Origin of the sequence: Flagellimonas abyssi, assembly GCF_019457905.1 — a bacterium.
Classification (GTDB): domain Bacteria; phylum Bacteroidota; class Bacteroidia; order Flavobacteriales; family Flavobacteriaceae; genus Flagellimonas; species Flagellimonas abyssi.
The window spans coordinates 1-511 of sequence record NZ_JAHZSV010000105.1 but is presented as its reverse complement, the minus strand read 5'-3'; the positions used below and the strand labels follow the sequence as shown (position 1 = coordinate 511).

The 511-nt window shown below is 49.9% G+C and carries 1 protein-coding gene; it reads left to right on the top strand.

Annotated features, from left to right (window positions below; all coding sequences use genetic code 11):
- Window positions 1-420 (top strand): ATP-binding protein (locus K1F36_RS20010; RefSeq protein ID WP_220115361.1); only part of this gene is annotated, 420 nt, incomplete at its 5' end.
- Between the last annotated feature and the right edge of the window lie 91 nt (window positions 421-511).

The window sequence follows — 511 nt, the reverse complement described above, 5'->3', positions numbered from 1 at the left end:
AGCACCGGGGTCGGCAAGAGCTATCTGGCCTCGGCCATCGGGCACCAGGCCTGCTCAATGGGGTACAGGACCATGTACTTCAACACGGCCAAGCTCTTTACCCTGCTCAAAACCTCAAAGGCGGACGGGTCCTATCTAAAATTCATTGGAAAACTTGAAAAACAGGACCTGCTCATACTGGATGACTTTGGCCTAAAACCATTGGACAACATCAACAGGCACTCTTTGATGGAGATCATAGAGGACAGGCACGGCAAAAGGTCCACCATTATAGCCTCACAACTGCCCGTGGAGGCATGGCACGATGTCATCGGTGAAAAAACGATCGCTGACGCCATCCTTGACCGTCTGGTGCACTCGGCCCACAGGGTGGACATAAAAGGGGAATCAATGAGGAAAAAAATTAAAAATAAACGTTAACTTCAACACCAAAATGAGTCGATCTCGTGCACTTGATTTGCACTGCTCACTTTCATCCGCCGCAGGTGGTATACATTGACCGCCCTATCCA